This is a genomic window from Collinsella aerofaciens (genome assembly GCF_040910265.1).
GTDB lineage: Bacteria > Actinomycetota > Coriobacteriia > Coriobacteriales > Coriobacteriaceae > Collinsella > Collinsella aerofaciens_BK.
The window spans coordinates 36,843-53,525 of the sequence record NZ_JBDGAW010000004.1 but is presented as its reverse complement, the minus strand read 5'-3'; the positions used below and the strand labels follow the sequence as shown (position 1 = coordinate 53,525).

Annotated in this window: 10 protein-coding genes and 1 tRNA gene; 4 read left to right on the top strand and 7 right to left on the bottom strand. The window is 60.1% G+C overall.

Going from position 1 to position 16,683, the window contains the following annotated elements:
- Positions 1 to 124: 124 nt before the first annotated feature.
- The 7 genes from AB5Z14_RS03140 to glgB all read right to left on the bottom strand — a co-directional run bounded on the left by AB5Z14_RS03140 (position 125) and on the right by glgB (position 13,501).
- A complete protein-coding gene (locus tag AB5Z14_RS03140) occupies positions 125 to 361 on the bottom strand; it encodes an FmdB family zinc ribbon protein (protein ID WP_055310612.1) in 237 nt (78 codons plus the stop codon).
- A gap of 88 nt (positions 362 to 449) precedes the next feature.
- Complete coding sequence (locus AB5Z14_RS03135; RefSeq protein ID WP_368130235.1) at positions 450 to 3,746, bottom strand: 4-alpha-glucanotransferase; 3,297 nt, start codon at positions 3,744 to 3,746, stop codon at positions 450 to 452.
- 216 nt (positions 3,747 to 3,962) lie between these two features.
- A complete protein-coding gene (gene glgA, locus AB5Z14_RS03130) occupies positions 3,963 to 6,245 on the bottom strand; it encodes a glycogen synthase GlgA (RefSeq protein WP_368130234.1) in 2,283 nt (760 codons plus the stop codon).
- Positions 6,246 to 6,335: 90 nt separating this feature from the next.
- On the bottom strand, positions 6,336 to 7,463 hold the full coding sequence (gene glgD / locus AB5Z14_RS03125) for a glucose-1-phosphate adenylyltransferase subunit GlgD (protein WP_368130232.1): 1,128 nt from the start codon (positions 7,461 to 7,463) through the stop codon (positions 6,336 to 6,338).
- A gap of 4 nt (positions 7,464 to 7,467) precedes the next feature.
- Positions 7,468 to 8,616 carry a glucose-1-phosphate adenylyltransferase gene (locus AB5Z14_RS03120; RefSeq protein WP_368130231.1) on the bottom strand — a complete coding sequence of 383 codons (1,149 nt, stop codon included), beginning with the start codon at positions 8,614 to 8,616 and terminating at the stop codon, positions 7,468 to 7,470.
- Positions 8,617 to 8,721: 105 nt separating this feature from the next.
- Positions 8,722 to 11,148 (bottom strand): glycogen/starch/alpha-glucan phosphorylase, encoded by a 2,427-nt coding sequence (locus tag AB5Z14_RS03115; protein WP_368130230.1) that lies wholly within the window; start codon positions 11,146 to 11,148, stop codon positions 8,722 to 8,724.
- Between the two features lie 91 nt (positions 11,149 to 11,239).
- Entirely contained in the window at positions 11,240 to 13,501 is a 2,262-nt protein-coding gene (glgB, locus tag AB5Z14_RS03110; RefSeq protein ID WP_368130229.1) for a 1,4-alpha-glucan branching protein GlgB, read from the bottom strand.
- A 331-nt stretch (positions 13,502 to 13,832) separates the two neighbouring features.
- Here glgB and AB5Z14_RS03105 point away from each other — a divergent pair, with 331 nt between their 5' ends.
- The 4 genes from AB5Z14_RS03105 (at position 13,833) to loaP (ending at position 16,678) form a co-directional block, all read left to right on the top strand.
- Complete coding sequence (locus AB5Z14_RS03105; RefSeq protein ID WP_368130227.1) at positions 13,833 to 14,522, top strand: HAD family hydrolase; 690 nt, start codon at positions 13,833 to 13,835, stop codon at positions 14,520 to 14,522.
- 9 nt (positions 14,523 to 14,531) lie between these two features.
- Entirely contained in the window at positions 14,532 to 15,173 is a 642-nt protein-coding gene (locus tag AB5Z14_RS03100) for a thiamine diphosphokinase (protein WP_368130225.1), read from the top strand.
- A gap of 150 nt (positions 15,174 to 15,323) precedes the next feature.
- Positions 15,324 to 15,399 (top strand) — tRNA-Ala (locus AB5Z14_RS03095).
- 727 nt (positions 15,400 to 16,126) lie between these two features.
- Complete coding sequence (gene loaP / locus AB5Z14_RS03090) at positions 16,127 to 16,678, top strand: antiterminator LoaP (RefSeq protein ID WP_368130224.1); 552 nt, start codon at positions 16,127 to 16,129, stop codon at positions 16,676 to 16,678.
- The last annotated feature ends 5 nt before the right edge of the window (positions 16,679 to 16,683 follow it).

Genomic DNA, 16,683 nt, shown 5'->3' with positions numbered 1-16,683 from the left:
CACCCTGACATAGGGTAGCTAAAATAGCCCCGTCCCAAATTAGCTACCCTGGCAACAAAAAAGGCCCTGCGACCGATTGTTTGGTCGCAGGGCCGTATTTGTTCGATTTGGTGGGAGCCAGCTGCTAGTGGCTATGCGGGCAGTTAGCACAGCAGCCGCTGGTGGCGCTGGTGCTGGAACCACCGCTGCGCTGGTCGGTGTTGTAGAAACCACTGCCCTCAAACTTGATGCCGCTGGCCGAGAACGTCTTGGCGGCCGGAGCGCCGCAGCTCGGGCACACGACCTCGGGGGTCTCGGACATGGGATGTTCAACCTCAAACACGTTGCCGCAGCTCGAGCACTTGTAATCGTAGCGCGCCATAATACTTCCTTTTCAGCACAAAGCGGGCAGATCGCTCTGCCCGCATAAATTCAAACGTCTGTAACTGTACCCTATATCGGGGGTTTTATCACGCTTCGCCCCAGAATCTATGGGTGTTGCGCAGGAGCTGTGCAGTTTTATTCTCAACTGCCTCAATATCAGCCTCATCGGCCTGCCAGGTCCAGTTGCCCGTGGCGACACCCGGCACGTTCATACGCGCATCGTCGCCCAGCCCCAGCACGTCCTGCAGCGGCATCATCACGAGAGGTGCATCGCTTGCCAGCGCGTCGCCCATCAGCTTGCCCGCAAACTCCTTACCGCTCGGCTCATCGCCGCCCGCAAAGGAGTGCGTGCACCAACCGGCGAGCGTCGACGTGTCGTGCGTCGAGGTGTACAGGATCTTGCCGGGCGTGGGATGAATACCGTTGCGCACGTCGTAATCGCTAAACTCCAGCACGTCCATGCCGGGGAAGCCACAGGTCGAAGCCATGGCGCGAACGCCGGGCGTCAGATAGCCCAGATCCTCGGCGATAAAGTTGAGCGGCCCCAACTCGTCGTAGGCGGTCTGGAACAGGTCCTTGCCCGGGCCCGCCAGCCAGCGGCCGTCGGCGCAGGCCTTACCCGCGGGAATACTAAAGTAGCTGTGGAAGCCCAGGAAGTGGTCCAGGCGCACGCGATCGTAGAGCGAGAACGCACGACGCAGACGGTCCATCCACCAGCGGTAGCCGTTCTCTTTCATGTGGTCCCAGCGGAAGGTGGGGTTGCCCCATACCTGGCCCTCGGGCGCAAAGTTGTCGGGCGGCGCGCCGGAAATCTCAATCGCCTTGCCGGTATCGGACAGCCAGAAGTTCTCGGGCTCACTCCACGCGTCGGCCGAATCGTCCGAGACGTACATCGGAATGTCGCCGATAACCTCGATGCCCTTCTTGTGCGCGTAATTCATAAGCTCGCACCATGCCAGGTCAAAGCGGTACTGCATGTACGCCTGCAGCTCGGCCTCATCGTGGAAACGCTCGTCGTCGATCAGATGCTCGTTGTAGCGCGCGACATCGGCCGGCCAATCGTGGCGTGACTCGCCCTCAAAATACTTTTTGACAGCCATGTAGACGCAGTACTTCTCGAGCCAGTCGGCATTGCGATGCTTAAACGCCGTGTAGAGCGGGTCGGCGTCCTCGCCACCGCGGGCCTTCCAGGTCTTAAAGTCGGCCGCCAGCTCCTCATGGCTCTCTGGCAGCAGGTCGATATTGCCCGCAAAGGCCGAAGGGCCAGCGTAAGGGGAGCGGAAGAAATCCGTCGGGTTGACGGGCAGGACCTGCCAGTAGCGCATGCCCATGGCGGCCAGATGGTCGATAAAGCGACGCGTGGGCGCGCCGATCGTGCCGGGCCTTCCGTCGTCGGTCGGCACCGAGGTGATGTGGCACACGACGCCCGCGCCGTGATCGAGCGGCTCCTGTAGGCGCTGCTCGGCATGGTGATAGATGATCGACGAACCCAGCGGGTACAGGTCGAGCGTGACCGTGCCGTTGTGGATCACGCACTCGTGGCCGCTAATGACGTCGCTTGCACATTCGCCGAGCGCCGGAATCGTCACGCGATGCGAATTGCGCAGGCTGCGGTTGATGATAACGGTCGCGGACTCGCCGTCCTTGCCCGTACGGTTATAGGCCAGCACCTCGTCATTGAGCGCGAAGGCCTTGATCTCGCCGTCGATCATAAACGGCAGCGCACGGCGTACGGCCGAGGCGTTCTTGACGATCGCGAGCGTGTCAAAGTCGTGCAGGTCCTCCTTTTTGGGCATAGTGCGGCGGTTGCCCGGGTCGGTAAGGCCCTCCAGGCCGTACTCGTCGCCGTAGTAAATCGAAGGCACGCCGGGGAAGGTCATCTGCATGAGCGTCGCGAGCCAAAAACGGCTCTTGGCCAGGCCCATCGCACCTTCGTCCAAACGCCATTTGCTGCGCTCGCACTCGGGCAGCTGCGACTCGTCGGGGCCGCCGCCAAGAACCGAAATAATGCGCGGACGGTCGTGGCTCGACAGCAGATTGAGCGCGCAGGACAGGGCCTCGCTCGGGTAGTTCTCGCGCAGGGTCTCGATATCCTCGGCTGCCTGGTAGGCATTCTTGTAGCCCATCAAAAAGCCGATGACCATGTCGCGGAAGGGATAGTCCATGGCAGAATCGAGCTCGGAGCCCTGTAGGTAGCGGCGCAGATGACCGTAGCTGACCTTGTTAGAGGCGTCCTCCCAGACCTCGCCGAGCAGCAGCGCGTCGGGCTTTTCGGCGAGTACTGCCTTCTTGATCTCGGCCAGGAAGTCGTCAGAAAGCTCGTCAGCGACATCCAGGCGCCAACCATGGGCACCGGCGCGCAGCCATTTGCGAATCACGCCATGCTTGCCCAAGAGCCTCTCGCGCACCAGCTCGGAGTTCTCGTTGATGGCGGGCATATTGCCCACGCCCCACCAGCAGTCGTACGAGCCGTCCTCATGGAAGGTAAACGCATCGCGCCACGGCGAATCCTCACTCTGCCAAGCGCCCACACCGGGGTAGTTGCCATAGCGGTTGAAGTAGATGGAGTCGTCGCCCGTGTGGTTGAAGACACCGTCCAGAATAATGGAAATGCCCAGCTTCTCGGCTGCCTGGCACAGCTCGGTAAAGTCCTGCTCGGTGCCCAGGATCGGGTCGATCTTGGTGTAGTCGGCCGTATCGTAGCGGTGGTTGCTCGCGGCCTCAAAGATGGGGTTGAGGTAGATGGCCGTAAAGCCCAGCTCGGCGATGCGCGGCAAGTCTTCTTGGATGCCCTTGAGCGAGCCGCCGTAGAAGTCCCAGGTCTTAATGGAGCCGTCCTCGGCGCGCTCGTAGACGGGCGGCTCGTTCCAATCCTCGACCATGCGACGTTGAATGCCCTTGCGCGGCTTTTCGAGCTCGGCCTTTGTGCGCTCGCGCCAATGCTCGTCGCGGGCGTAGCGGTCGGGGAAGATCTGGTAGACCATGCCGCGCTCGTACCACTCGGGACGAACTTCGCGGTGTTTGTAAACGGTGAGCTGGAAGGACGGTACCTCGACGTAATCGTAGGTTACGCCCTCGCCGCCGGTGCGACCCTGCGGCGCGCCCAAGCGAACCTCGGGCTGGCCCTCGATATTGCATATAAAGCTGTACCAGATAAGACAGGGCTCGCCACACTCCAGTTCGGCGGTAAAGATGCCGTCGCCCTCGTGCGTCATGGGATACAGAGATTCCCCGATCTCGTCGACCCAGGTGCGCAGCGTAAGCGTTGCCTGGTTGGGATCGGCGTCCTCCAAAATCACGGAGAGCGTAACGGAAGTTCCAGTGGTCACAGCGCCAAACGGAGTGCGAAACTGCGGCAGGCGGCTGTTGTGAATCAATCTCATAGTACGGTCCAGTTCTATACAATCATGGCCAACGGGTCATGGGCTTAACGCACGGTACTTAAGTATATCGTTGTACTTTAGTTGTCTAAACCACAGCCGTTCACTATCGGCGAACGGTTGTCCTAGAAAATCGTTTTACCAAATTTCTAGAAGAAGGGGTGTCGCGGTTAACGACACCCCCTTGTCTATTGAGGATTGAGTTTTGGATCGTCCGAATTAGCGGCGCTTGCGGGTGGCCGTTGCTTTGCGGACGGAAGTCTTCTTAGACGGTGCCTTTTCCTCAGCCGGAGCGGCGGGGGAGACCGGGGTCTCCTTGGCGGGCTCGGGCTTGGTCTCAACCTTGGCCTCAACCTTCGGGGCGGCCTTGGGCTCGGCAGCCTTCGGTGCCGGTTCGGCCTTTACCTCGGGCTTTGCCTCTGCCTTGGGGGCAGCGGCCTTGGTCGCAGTCTTCTTGGCGGCCGTCGTGGTGCGCTTGCGCGTGGTGGTCTTTGCGGCCGGCTTAGCCTCAACAGGTGCCTCGGCCTTGGGCTCGGCGGGCGTCTCCTCGACCTTGGCGGCCGGCTTTGCGGCAGCCTTGGGCGCAGCCTTCGTTGCGGCGGCCTTGGTGGCCGTCGTCTTCGTAGCCGTAGCCTTCTTAGCGGCCGTGGTCTTAGCCGCGGTCGTCTTCTTGGCGGCGGTCTTTGCCGGAGCCTTGGCGGCCGGCTTGGTCTCGGTGGCAGGAGCCTCAGCCGTGGCCTCGGCCTTTACCTCAGGAGCTACCTCGGCCTCGGCAGCCTTCTTGGTAGCGGCAGTGGTGCGCTTGCGCGTCGTCGTAGCCTTCTTGGCCGTCGTCTTGCGCGTCGTGGTCTTCTTGGTGGCACGCTTCGCAGCTGGCTTGGCCTCGGGTTCGGGAGCAGCCTCAACCTGCTTCTCCTCAACCTTGGGTTCCTCAACAGCAACGGGCGCCTCAACAACCGGCTCGGTCTTGGGCTCCTCAACAGCGGCAGGCTCCTCGACAGGCTCCGCAACCTCAACCACAGCCGCCGGTCTCTCGATCTCCGGATGCATAAAGAAGTACAGGTCCAGATATTTATCGGCCGAGCGCGTCCAGCTAAAGTCTTGGCTCATAGCCTGCGTGACCAGCTGGTTCCACGCATCGCGGTTGTCCCAGAACAGACGTGCCGCACGGAAGACGGCATCGCCCATCTCGTCGCCGTTAAAGTTGCTAAACGAGAAGCCCGTGCCCTCGCCGGTAAACTCATTGTACGGCACAACGGTGTCCTTCAGGCCACCGGTCTCGCGCACGATGGGCAGGGTGCCGTAGCGCATGGCGATGATCTGCGACAGGCCGCAGGGCTCAAACTTCGAAGGCATCAGGAACATGTCAGCGGCGGCGTACATGCGCTGCGACAGTGCCGGGTCAAACTCGATGCGTGCGGCCATGGTGCCGGGGTACTTGTCCTGGAAGTAGCGCAGGCCGTCCTCGTAGTCGCGGTCGCCGGTACCCAGCACCGCTACCTGCACGCCGCCGGCCAGAATGCGGTCGAGCGCATACATGACCAGGTCCATGCCCTTCTGGCGCGTCAGGCGCGTGACCATCACCATCAGCGGACGGTCGTCGCGAACCTCGAGCCCCAGCTCTTCCTGCAGCTTGGCCTTGCACACGGCCTTGCCGGAGCGGTCCTCAACGGTGTAGTTGGCGGCAATGCGCTTGTCGGTCGCCGGGTCAAAGCCCGCGACGTCAATGCCATTCAAAATGCCCTGCAGCGCGTACGAACGCTCGCGCAGCACGCCGTCCAGGCCCTCGCCAAACTCGGGCGTCTGGATCTCGTTGGCATAGGTGGGGCTCACCGTGGTGATGGCGTCGGCATAGCGCAGCGCGCCCAGCATGTAGTTGATGCTGCAGGCGTCGCAACGCAGCTGCGAGGCGGCCGCCGGAATATGCGCCACACCCAGGATGTCCTCCATCACGGTGTCGCTAAACTGGCCCTGGAACGCCACGTTGTGGATCGAGAATACGGTCTTTACGCGGTCGTACAGCGGCAGTCCCTGGTAGAACTCGCGCAGGAACACGGGCGCCAGTGCCGTCTGCCAGTCGTTGCAGTGCAGAATGTCGCACTCAAAGCCGGCCGGCAGGTGCTGCAGGCTCTCGGTGATGGCCTTGGAGAAGAACGCAAAGCGCTCGCCGTCGTCAAAGAAGCCGTAAGGATAGTCGCGCGCAAAGTAGCGCTCGTTGTCGATAAACATATAGGTGACGCCGTCGTGCTCGAGCTTCTCCAGCCCGCAGTACTCGTTGCGCCAGCCCAGGCTCACGTAAAAGTCGGCAAAGTGCTCCATCTGCGCCTTGTACTCGTCCTTGATGGTGGCGTACTTGGGCACCATCACGATGACTTCGGCGCCGGCGCGCACGAGCGCCGAGGGCAGCGAGCCTGCCACGTCACCCAGGCCACCGGTCTTAACAAACGGTGCGCACTCGGCCGAGGCAAACACGATCTGCATCTTTTTGCTGGTTTCTGCCATATTGTCTCCCATGTTGCAATTCGAGAATAGCCGCCTGGTACAAACCGGGCGGCTATTCTTCAGTTTACGTGCGATTATGCGACGCCAATGTTAACGAGCGATGGTGGTATCGGAAGTTAACGGAGCCTTGCCCAGCACCAGGATGTTCTCGGGCGTGCCGCGAAGCTCGGTGTTGACGGGAACCACGTTGTTCTTGTCCAGGATGGCGTTCTCAACGCGGGCGCCGCTCTTGATGACGCAGCTCTGGTTGATGATCGAGTTGGTCACCGAGGCGCCTTCCTCAACCACAACGCCGCGCGACAGGATCGAGTTGCGCACAGTGCCCTTGATGATGCAGCCGGCCGAGATGATCGAGTTGCAGGCGTGGCTGCCGGTCGCATAGCGCGAAGGCGGCACGTCGTGGGCCTTGGTCAGGATCGGGCGCTCGGGGTCGAAGAGCTGGTCGGCCACGGTCTGGTCGAGCAGGTCCATGCTGCGACGGTACAGCGACTTCTCGCTAAACACGCCCACGACCTCGCCCTTGTACTCGTAGCTGCACACGTCGATGTTGCCAAAGTCTCCCTGGAGTGCCTCGAGCAGGTCCAGATAGTCGGCTGCCTGGTAGTGATCGATGATCTCGAGCAGGGTATCGCGGTTGACGATGCAGCAGTCCATGGACGCGTTGTCGCCATACACGACGCCGGCGCTAACGCCCGTCAGACGGCCGTTCTCACCAATCTCGAGCTTGGTCTCGTCCTCAACGTTGCGCGTAGCCTTGCAGTACACCACGGTCATCTGGGCGCCGGAGTTCTCGTGTGCCTCGATGATGGTGTTGAGGTCCATGTTAAAGATGATGTTGGTGCCCATCATCACAACATAGGGCTTGTCCGAGCGCTGGAACAGCGTCTTGTTGGAGATGATGTCGCGCAGCAGGAAGCGCATACCGCCCTTGGTGGTGCCATACGCGTTGCCGGGAACCAGGAACAGGCCGCCCTTCTTGCGGTCCAGACCCCAGTCCTTGCCCGAGCCCACGTGGTCGATCAGCGAGCGGTAGTTGCCCGGCATAACGACACCGACGGTCTTGATACCGGCATTCATCATGTTGGACAGCGGAAAGTCGATCAGGCGGTAGCGGCCCATAAACGGAACGGACGCGATAGGACGGTCCTTGAGCAGCACGCTGCCGTAGGTCGAAGAGTAGTTAGCGGTGATATAACCGATGGCCTTGCGATTGATCATCGGATCATTCCCCCTTCCCGATAACGACGTCATTTCCAACGACGGCCGTATCCTTGGTGGTATCGACAGAGCCGAGCTTCACGCCCTCTTCGACCGTGGAGTTCTCGCCCAAAATAGCGCGGCAGATGTGCGCACCGCTCTTAACGTGCGCACCCGGCAGCAGCACGGAGTCCTCGACCACGGCGCGCTCCTCGATGATGACATCGGTCGAAAGGATCGAGTGACGAGCGGTGCCGTAGATCTTGCAGCCGTTGGAGACCAGGCAGTCGTCCAGGCGACCGTCCGGGCCAATGTAGTGCGGCGGACGCGTGGTGATGTTGGACATGATGGGGAAGCTCTTGTCAAACAAATCGAACTCGGGGTTGTTGCCCAGCAGGTCCATCGAGGTCTCGTGGAAGCTGGCGATGGTGCCGACGTCCTTCCAAAAGCCGTGGAACTCGTAGCTGTACAGGCGCTTGTCCTCGCCGAGCAGCTTGGGGATGATGTCCTTGCCAAAGTCGTGGCTCGAGCGCTGGTCCAGGGCATCTTCTTCGAGGGCCTCGATCAGCACGTCGGCCGAGAAGATGTAGATGCCCATGGAGGCGAGGTTCGAATCGGGCTTCTCGGGCTTCTCGGTAAACTTGGTGATGCGGCCGTCCTCGGGGTCGGTGGTCAGGATGCCAAAGCGGCTGGCCTCCTCCCACGGCACGGGCATAACGCTCACCGTAAGATCAGCGTTGTTCTCAATGTGCGTCTTGAGCATCTTGCGGTAGTCCATGCGATACAGGTGGTCGCCGGAAAGAATCAGGACATACTTGGGATCATTGGCCTTGATGTAGTCCAGGTTCTGCGTAATGGCGTCTGCCGTGCCCGCATACCAGGCGCCACCGGTCTGCGTCTCATACGGCGGCAGGATCGACACGCCGCCGTCGCGGCTGTCCAGATCCCACGCCTCGCCGGAGCCCACATAGGCATGCAGCAGGTAGGGACGATACTGCGTCAGAACGCCCACCGTGTCGATGCCCGAGTTGGAGCAGTTGGACAGCGAAAAGTCGATAATGCGGAACTTGCCACCAAAGCTAACCGCCGGCTTAGCGATCTTTTGGGTGAGCGCCCCCAATCGGCTGCCCTGTCCTCCTGCGAGGAGCATCGCGATGCATTCTTTCTTACTCATCGATTTCTCCTTCTGTCATCGATGTTTCTAACCCATTAGCGGTGGGCACGATCACGCGCCGTGCCCGCCGAATAATGCCGTGCGGCAAAGGGAGCTCGCGCGCCTTTACGCGTGCCAGATCTCGTCGCGGTACTCGCGAATGGTGCGGTCGCTCGAGAACCAGCCGGAGGAGGCGGTGTTGAGCAGCGCCTTGCGGTTCCAGGTCTCCTGGTCGCTGTAGCTGCCGGTGAGCTTCTCCCAGGCGTCGACGTAGCTGCGGAAATCGGCCATGACCAGGTCGGGGTCGTTGTTGTTCATGAGCTCGTTGTAGATGCTCTCGAAGTTGCCCGAAAGACCTGCAAAGGTATTGTCCTTGAGCTCGTCCATCACGCGGCCCAGACGCTCGCGGTCGCCGTTGAGCGTGTCCCATGCAAAGTAGCTGTTGGATGCCCAGAGCTGCTCGACCTCGGGAGCGGTCAGGCCAAAGATGGCCTCGTTCTCGCGGCCGGCCAGGTCGGCGATCTCGATGTTGGCGCCGTCGAGGGTGCCCAGCGTAATGGCGCCGTTCATCATGAGCTTCATGTTGGACGTGCCCGAGGCCTCCTTGCCGGCCGTGGAGATCTGCTCCGAGATCTCGGCGGCGGGGTAGATGAGCTGGGCGTTGCTCACGCGGAAGTTGGGGATAAAGCAGACCTTCATGACCTCGTTCACACGCGGATCGTTGTTGACGACCTCGGCCACGGAGTTGATGAGGCGGATGGTCTCCTTGGCGAAGGTGTAGCTCGAGGCGGCCTTGCCGCTAAAGATGAAGGTCGTCGGCGTCACGTGGAAGTTGGGGTCGGCGATGCGGCGGTTGTAGATGTCCATCACCTTCATGATGTTCATGAGCTGGCGCTTGTAGGCGTGGAAGCGCTTCACCTGAACATCGAAGACGGTGTTGGGGTCGATAACCAGACCGGTCTCGGCCTTAACGTAGGCGGCCAGACGCTCCTTGTTGGCGCGCTTGGAGGCGCCCACGGCCTTCAGGAACTCGGTGTCGTTCTGGAACTCCTTGAGTTTCTCCAGCTCAAAGGCGTCCTTGAGCCAGCCGTCGCCAATGGCCTCTGTCACGAGCTTGGCGTAGGTGGGGTTGGCCTCGGCAAAGAAGCGACGGTGCGAGATGCCGTTGGTCTTGTTGTTGAACTTCTCGGGCGTGAGGGCATAGAAGTCCTTGAGCACGATGTTCTTGATGATGTCGGAGTGGATCTTGGCCACGCCGTTGACGCTGTGGCTGCAGATCACGGACAGGTTGGCCATGCGGATCTCGCCGTCCCACAGAATGGCGGTCTGGCGCAGACGCTCCTGCCAGCCCTCCTGCGTGGTGTCGAACGACTCGTGCCAACGACGGCTGATCTCGTCGATAATCTGGTACACGCGGGGGAGGAGCTTGGAGAACGTGCCGATGGGCCACTTCTCCAGAGCCTCGGGCAGGATGGTGTGGTTGGTGTAGCTCACGACCTGCGTCACGATGTTCCAGGCGTCGTCCCACTCGAGCTTCTTCTCGTCGATGAGGATGCGCATGAGCTCGGGGCCGCACATGGCGGGGTGCGTGTCGTTGGTGTGGATGGCCACAAACTGCGGCAGCAGCTCCCAGTTCTCGCCATGCTCCTTCTCAAAGGTGTCGAGCAGGCTGTAGATGCCGGCCGAGACAAACAGGTACTCCTGCTTCAGACGCAGCAGACGGCCGTGCTCGCCGGCGTCGTTGGGGTAGAGGATGGCGCTGATGGCCTCGGCCTCGGCGCGCTCGGCGTCGGCCAGAGCGTAGTCGCCGCGGTTGAAGGCCTCCAGGTCGAAGTGCTCCTCGACCGGCTCGGCGGCCCAGACGCGCAGCTTGTTGACGGTCTCGCCGGCATAGCCCACGACGGGGATGTCGTAGGGGACAGCCAGGATGTCCTGCGTGTCCACCGTGCGGTAGAACGTGCGGCCGTCTTCCTCAAAGCCCTCAACGCGGCCACCGAACTTGATGGTCACGGCCTTGTCCTGGCGACGGACCTCCCAGGGATAGCCGTGGGTGAGCCACTCGTCGGTGGTCTCGACCTGGCTGCCGTTGACGATCTCCTGCTTAAACAGGCCGTAGCGGTAGCGCATGCCGTTGCCGTAGCCGGCAATGCCCTCGGCTGCCATGGAATCCAAGAAGCACGCGGCCAGACGGCCCAGGCCACCGTTGCCCAGAGCCGGATCGGGCTCCTGGTTCTCGATGACGGACAAGTCGAAGCCCATATCGTCGAGCGCCTCGGCGACCATGTCGCGCACGCCAAAGTTGAGCAGGTAGTTGTCGAGCAGGCGGCCAATCAAAAACTCGATCGAGAAGTAGTACACGCGCTTCTTGCCCTCGGCGGTGGCGCGGGCGTCACTGGTGGTGGCAACGGTGCGGGCCTTCTCGGCCACGAGCTTGGCCAGGGCGTTAAAGCGGTCGAGGTCGCTGGCGGCCTCGACGCTCTTGCCGCTAATGCTCATGACGGCATCGCGATAGAGCTCGGTAAACTCCTGCTTGTTGTCGAAGATCTTATTCATACGTTCCTTTCCCCGGGGATATCTCCCGGAACGGTTATGACTTACATCCTACGCCCCAGAGGGGCGGGTGATTACAGTGGTAACGGCTTTGTTACGCGTCCTTAGCGGTCGACTTAACAGTTGCTGACTTGGCCTTGGTAGTTGCCTTTTTGGCAGCCGGCTTCTTAGCCGTGGACTTTGCCGCAGCCTTGGCCTTGGTCGCCGTCGTAGCCTTCGCCTTGGCCGGAGCCTTCTTGGCGGCCGCAGGCTTAGGCTTCACCGAAGACGTGCGCTTACGCGTGGCCTTCTTAGGCTCCTCAACCACGGGCGGCTTATAGCTGCTGGGACCGCGACGCTTAAGCACCACGCCAGCCAGGCCAGGAACCTTGATCTCGATGGAGTCCATCTGCCCGTTCCAGGGATAGGGCTCGCTCGAGCAGGTGTAGGGCTCCTTGCCGGCATAGCCGCTGCCGCCAAACTCGGGACGGTCGGAATCGAAGATGACCTCCCAGTCACCCTCGCGCGGCACGCCCACGCGGAAGCTCTCGTAGCTCGCCGGGTCAAAGTTGATCAAGATCACCAGGTCGTCGTTGACGTCCTCGCCCTGGCGCACAAAGCTCACGATGGACTGCTTGGAGTTGTCCGCATCGATCCAGGTAAAGCCGTCGTCGGTGTAGCCGCGCTCGTACAGGGCGGGCTCGGCGGTGTACAGGTGGTTGAGCGCCTTGATAAACGCCTGATGATGCTTGTGGGTCTCGTACTCCTCGGTCAGGAACCACTGGATGGACTCGTAGTAGCGCCACTCGATAAACTGGCCGATCTCGTTACCCATAAAGTTGAGCTTGGCACCGGGGTGCGTCATTTGGTAGAAGGCCAGCGTGCGCAGGCCGGCAAACTGGCGCCACCAGTCGCCCGGCATGCGGCCGATGAGCGAGCACTTGCCGTGCACGACCTCGTCATGGCTCAGCGGGCAAATGAAGTTCTCGGTAAAGGCGTACATGATAGAGAACGTGAGCAGGCCGTGGTTGCCGGGGCGCCACGGAAAATCGGTCTGCATGTAGTGCAGCGTGTCGTTCATCCAGCCCATGTCCCACTTGTAGTGGAATCCCAGGCCGCCGTCCTGCGGCGGATAGGTCACGAGCGGCCACGCAGTGGACTCCTCGGCCATCATCATCACGTCGGGGTAGTGAGCCTCGACGGCGCAGTTGACCTGGCGGATAAACGCGCTGGCGTCCAGGTCCTCCTCGGTACCGTACTTGTTGAACTTCTTTTGGCCGGGATCGTCAATGCCAAAGTTGAGGTACAGCATGCTGGACACGCCGTCCATGCGAATGCCGTCCACGTGGAAGTTCTCGAGCCAGTACAGCACGTTGGAGACCAGGAAGGAGCGGACCTCGCCGCGGGCGAAGTCGAACTTATGCGTGCCCCAGTTGGGGTGAATCTCGTGCTCAAACAGCATGTGGCCGTTAAAGGTGGCAAGGCCGTGGGAGTCGGCGCAAAAACCGCCGGGCACCCAGTCCATGATCACGCCGATGCCTGCCTCGTGGCACGCATCGATAAAGTGCATGAGCTGCTGCGGGTTGCCGTAGCGGGACGTGGCAGCATAGTAGCCGGTCGTCTGGTAGCCCCAGGAGCCATCGAAGGGATGCTCCATGAGCGGCATGACCTCGATGTGCGTATAGCCCATGTCGCGCACGTAGTCCACGAGCTCCACCGACAGGTCGTCATAGGTATAGAACTCGCCGCGCTGCGCGGGGAAGGGATCCATGGGGCCGGGGTAGTTGCCGTACTCGTCCGGTTCGCCCTGGGGCGCGTCGCCGTGACGCTTCCAAGAGCCAATATGCACCTCGTAAATGTTGAGCGGCTGCGACATGTGGTTATGGCCGGCGCGACGCTTGAGCCACGCGGCATCGTTCCACTTGTAGCCGTCGAGGGTCCACAGCACGCTTGCGGTACCCGGAGGGCACTCGGCCTTAAAGGCATACGGATCGGCCTTGTAGAGCTTTTCGCCCTCGTTTGTCTCGATGAGGTACTTATAGAGCTGGCCCTGCTCGGCGCCAGGAATAAAGCCTTCCCAGATAGCGCTCGTATGCACGGGCACCAGCGGGTTGGCTTCCTCATCCCAGTCGTTAAATTCACCAATGACGTGGACACTCTTTACATCGGGCGCCCAAACGCAAAAACGCCAGCCGCGCGTACGGTTTTGCGTGTCCGGGTGCGCGCCCATTTTTTCCCAGCTGCGCTCCCACATGCCGATGCCAAACAGATAGACATCGTCCTTGGAGAGCTCCGGTGCGTGCGGAGCGGCCTTGCGGGTAGCGGGCTTTTTTGCCGTTGGCTTTAGCTTTGTATCGCTCACGTTTGATCCCATCATGACGCGGCAGCGTGTTGCCTTGGTGACTAAATGCGAAAGGTCCAGGGCTGCACGAATCGAAGGGACGGCGATAGTTCTATGATTCGTTCCACCTCGCGTGCTCGGTGGAACTTTCGGCAGAAACTACCATAACACCTGTACATTACTTTTATGGAGGAAAGTAGTTTTGCGGCAGCTTTTAATCGGTGAGCGCCATGTTTAGACCACTGACAGAATTGCGATGGTAAAACTCTTGACAGTTTTACCAATTAGGATTTTTAGATTGTTAGTTTGACGTTTGGTAAAACGTTTTTAGCAGGATGTTCACCATTTGACATCGAAAGGTTCGTTTATGTCCCAGACCGCCGCCCCCAACGTTGCTTTTATTTTCGATTGCGACGGCACACTGGTTAATAGCACCCCCGTTTGGAGCTACGCCCAGCCCGAGTTATTGCGCCGCCACGGGGTGGACGTGAAGCCCGAGGACTTTGCCGATTTTGGCCCCTTGTCGCTGGAGGACGAGTGCCAAGCCTATCACGATCTGTGGGGTGTAAAGGAAGAGGGTCCCGAGCTGTACGAAGAGCTGTGTGGCATTTTGCTTGAGGGCTATTCCAAGGTGTCGCCGATTGCGGGTCTGCTGCCGTTTTTGAAGCAGGCCCAGGATGCCGGTGTTGCCATGTGTGTGGCCACGTCCACCACGGCCGAGCTGGTGCAGGCAGCGCTGGATGGCTCCGGTGTGGCGCCGTACATGGACTTTATTACCACCACGGGCGAGGCAGGCCGCTCCAAGCATTTTCCGGATGTGTATGAGCTAGCGCTGCGTCGCCTGGAGGAGCGCCACGGGCATGCGTTTGACACCGCATGGGTTTTTGAGGACGCTGCCTTTGGCCTTAAGAGCTCCGGGACCACGGGCTTTAAGCGCGTAGGCATTTACGACCCGCTGGGGCACACGTATCGAGATGACGTTCGCGACAACTGTGAGATCTTCATCGACAGCTACGAAGAGCTGGACCTTGCGCGCGTTCTTGAGTTTGAGGGCTAGGCGAGAACTGTGACTTGCAAAGTATTAGTAGTCTGCGGATCGCCCGTGGTGGCAAGTGCCGAATTGCTGCGCCAGCTGGCAGGGGAGTGCGATCATATCGTTGCCGTTGATCGAGGACTCGATGCGCTGTTGGCCGCAAGTCTGAGCTGCGACGTATACGTTGGTGACGCCGACACTGTAAGTGAAGAGGGCCGAGGGCTAGTCGATGCCGCCAAAGACTTCGAAGTCGAACGCCACAACCCCTACAAGGACTACACCGATCTGGCACTATCCCTAGACACCATCCGCCGCCGCTGGCCCGGTGCCGAACTGTACACAACCTGCGCCACCGGAGGCCGCCCCGACATGGCCCTGTCCGTGCTGGGCCTACTAGCAGGCTATACGGACGCCCCCGTCTGGATCGAAGAAGACGAAGTGACGGCCAGAATCCTCCACCAGAACGAAACCTGGACCATCGAAAACGCAACCGGCAAAACCTTCTCCATAATCGCAATCGTCCCCAACACCGAAGTAAGCGAACACGGCTTGGAGTGGGAACTAGATCACGCCCCGCTAGGCTTGTTGGCCGACACCGGCATCTCTAACGTCGTCAGGGGAACGGCCAAGATCCAAGTCCACACCGGTATCGCCATCGCTTACCTCTATGAGTAGGGATTTTCGGGACTGGCCTTAAAATTGCGCACTGGCCGAAGGCCAGGGTGAAATTTTAAGGCCAGTCCCGAAAATCCCGTAAGGCGGAAGATCAATCCAAAAAACTTCTTGCACAACCAAGATTCTTCCCCTATAGTATCCACCTGTCACGGGGGCGTAGCTCAGCTGGGAGAGCGCTTGACTGGCAGTCAAGAGGTCAGGGGTTCGATCCCCCTCGTCTCCACCAACGTGAATGCAGAGCCTTCGGGAAACCGAGGGCTCTTTTCATATGCAACCACCATGCGCCCCAGGTGTCCCACAAAAAGTTGTGCAATTAATTTCCCATATCTGTACATACTTTGTTAGACAAACGCAATTAAACAGCGCGATACGTTGGGGCAACCCGACCCCATTATCGCCACGCAACACGCATCGCGCCCCAATAACCTGCGCCAACGTGAACAACATCCCAAAACAACCCCTTTGAGCACGCTAAATGAACGAAATGTTGTCCACCACTAACCAAATAGCTTTCGTTACCAGATTGTGCTAGGATACCTAACGTTACATGAGTTCAACTGTGCTCACGGCTCCAGCAAGCCACTAAGCACAGGGTCGATCAGCATCCGGCCGTAACGGCGGCGCCAGATACACCACGAGCTCCAATAAAGCGGTCATGCATTTAATCTTTGATGGTTTGTATGACTAGACGTAGCAGTTCTTCAGCTGGCTGCGTGCGGTTCAGTTTTGTACCCGCTTGACTTAGTCGCACGCAGCCAGCTGTGGTTGTAGAAAACTTGCGATACACGCCTACAACCACAGCGCTGCACTTATACATACCGTTCACGGTGGGGCAGAGCCACGTGCTTGTCTGACTGGGCTCAGGGTTTGAATATGGAGCGCCTTCGCGCACAAGCGCCCTGGCGAAGCCATACCCAAACCCCATGAGCCACACGTAAGACAGCAAGGGGGTGGTGCTCGTGTGGTATGTGATCCAGGTCATTAATGGTCGCGAAGCCGTAATGCGCGAGCGCATTGAGCGCGTGGTGCCACAGGGCGCCATGCAGGAGCTCTTTTATCCCCAATATCAAACCGAGATCAAGGTACACGGCGAGTGGGTCAACACAACCAAGCCTCTGTTCCCTGGCTATCTCATCTGCGATACGGCAGATCCTCGAACCGTGCAACAGTATCTGCTGCGCATGGACGACTTTGCCCGGGTGGTTGCTCAGGACGGTCAGTTTGTGCCGCTGGCAAAAGAAGAGACCCAGCTCATTGGCAGTTTTACCCATAGGGGAGACCGGGTAGTGCCCATGAGCGAGGCCTTAAAAGATGGCGACCAGGTCGTAGTGACGGCAGGTCCGCTGCTGGGCCACGAAGGCCTCATCAAAACCATTAACAGACGCAAGAGCACGGCTTTTTTGGAGCTCGATCTGTGCGGCCGACGCGTAACCACTCGCGTTGGCCTTGCCGTGCTTTCAAAAGAGCAGCGCGTCATGCGCAATCACAGAAGAGCGATCGCCTAGCTGCA

Bases quoted from the DNA above. Each gene is read 5' to 3' on its own strand.
- AB5Z14_RS03135 (WP_368130235.1), bottom strand. From the start codon at position 3,746: ATGAGATTGATTCACAACAGCCGCCTGCCGCAGTTTCGCACTCCGTTT.
- AB5Z14_RS03115 (WP_368130230.1), bottom strand. From the start codon at position 11,148: ATGAATAAGATCTTCGACAACAAGCAGGAGTTTACCGAGCTCTATCGC.
- AB5Z14_RS03140 (WP_055310612.1), bottom strand. From the start codon at position 361: ATGGCGCGCTACGATTACAAGTGCTCGAGCTGCGGCAACGTGTTTGAG.
- AB5Z14_RS03105 (WP_368130227.1), top strand. From the start codon at position 13,833: ATGTCCCAGACCGCCGCCCCCAACGTTGCTTTTATTTTCGATTGCGAC.
- AB5Z14_RS03120 (WP_368130231.1), bottom strand. From the start codon at position 8,616: ATGAGTAAGAAAGAATGCATCGCGATGCTCCTCGCAGGAGGACAGGGC.
- glgB (WP_368130229.1), bottom strand. From the start codon at position 13,501: ATGATGGGATCAAACGTGAGCGATACAAAGCTAAAGCCAACGGCAAAA.
- glgD (WP_368130232.1), bottom strand. From the start codon at position 7,463: ATGATCAATCGCAAGGCCATCGGTTATATCACCGCTAACTACTCTTCG.
- glgA (WP_368130234.1), bottom strand. From the start codon at position 6,245: ATGGCAGAAACCAGCAAAAAGATGCAGATCGTGTTTGCCTCGGCCGAG.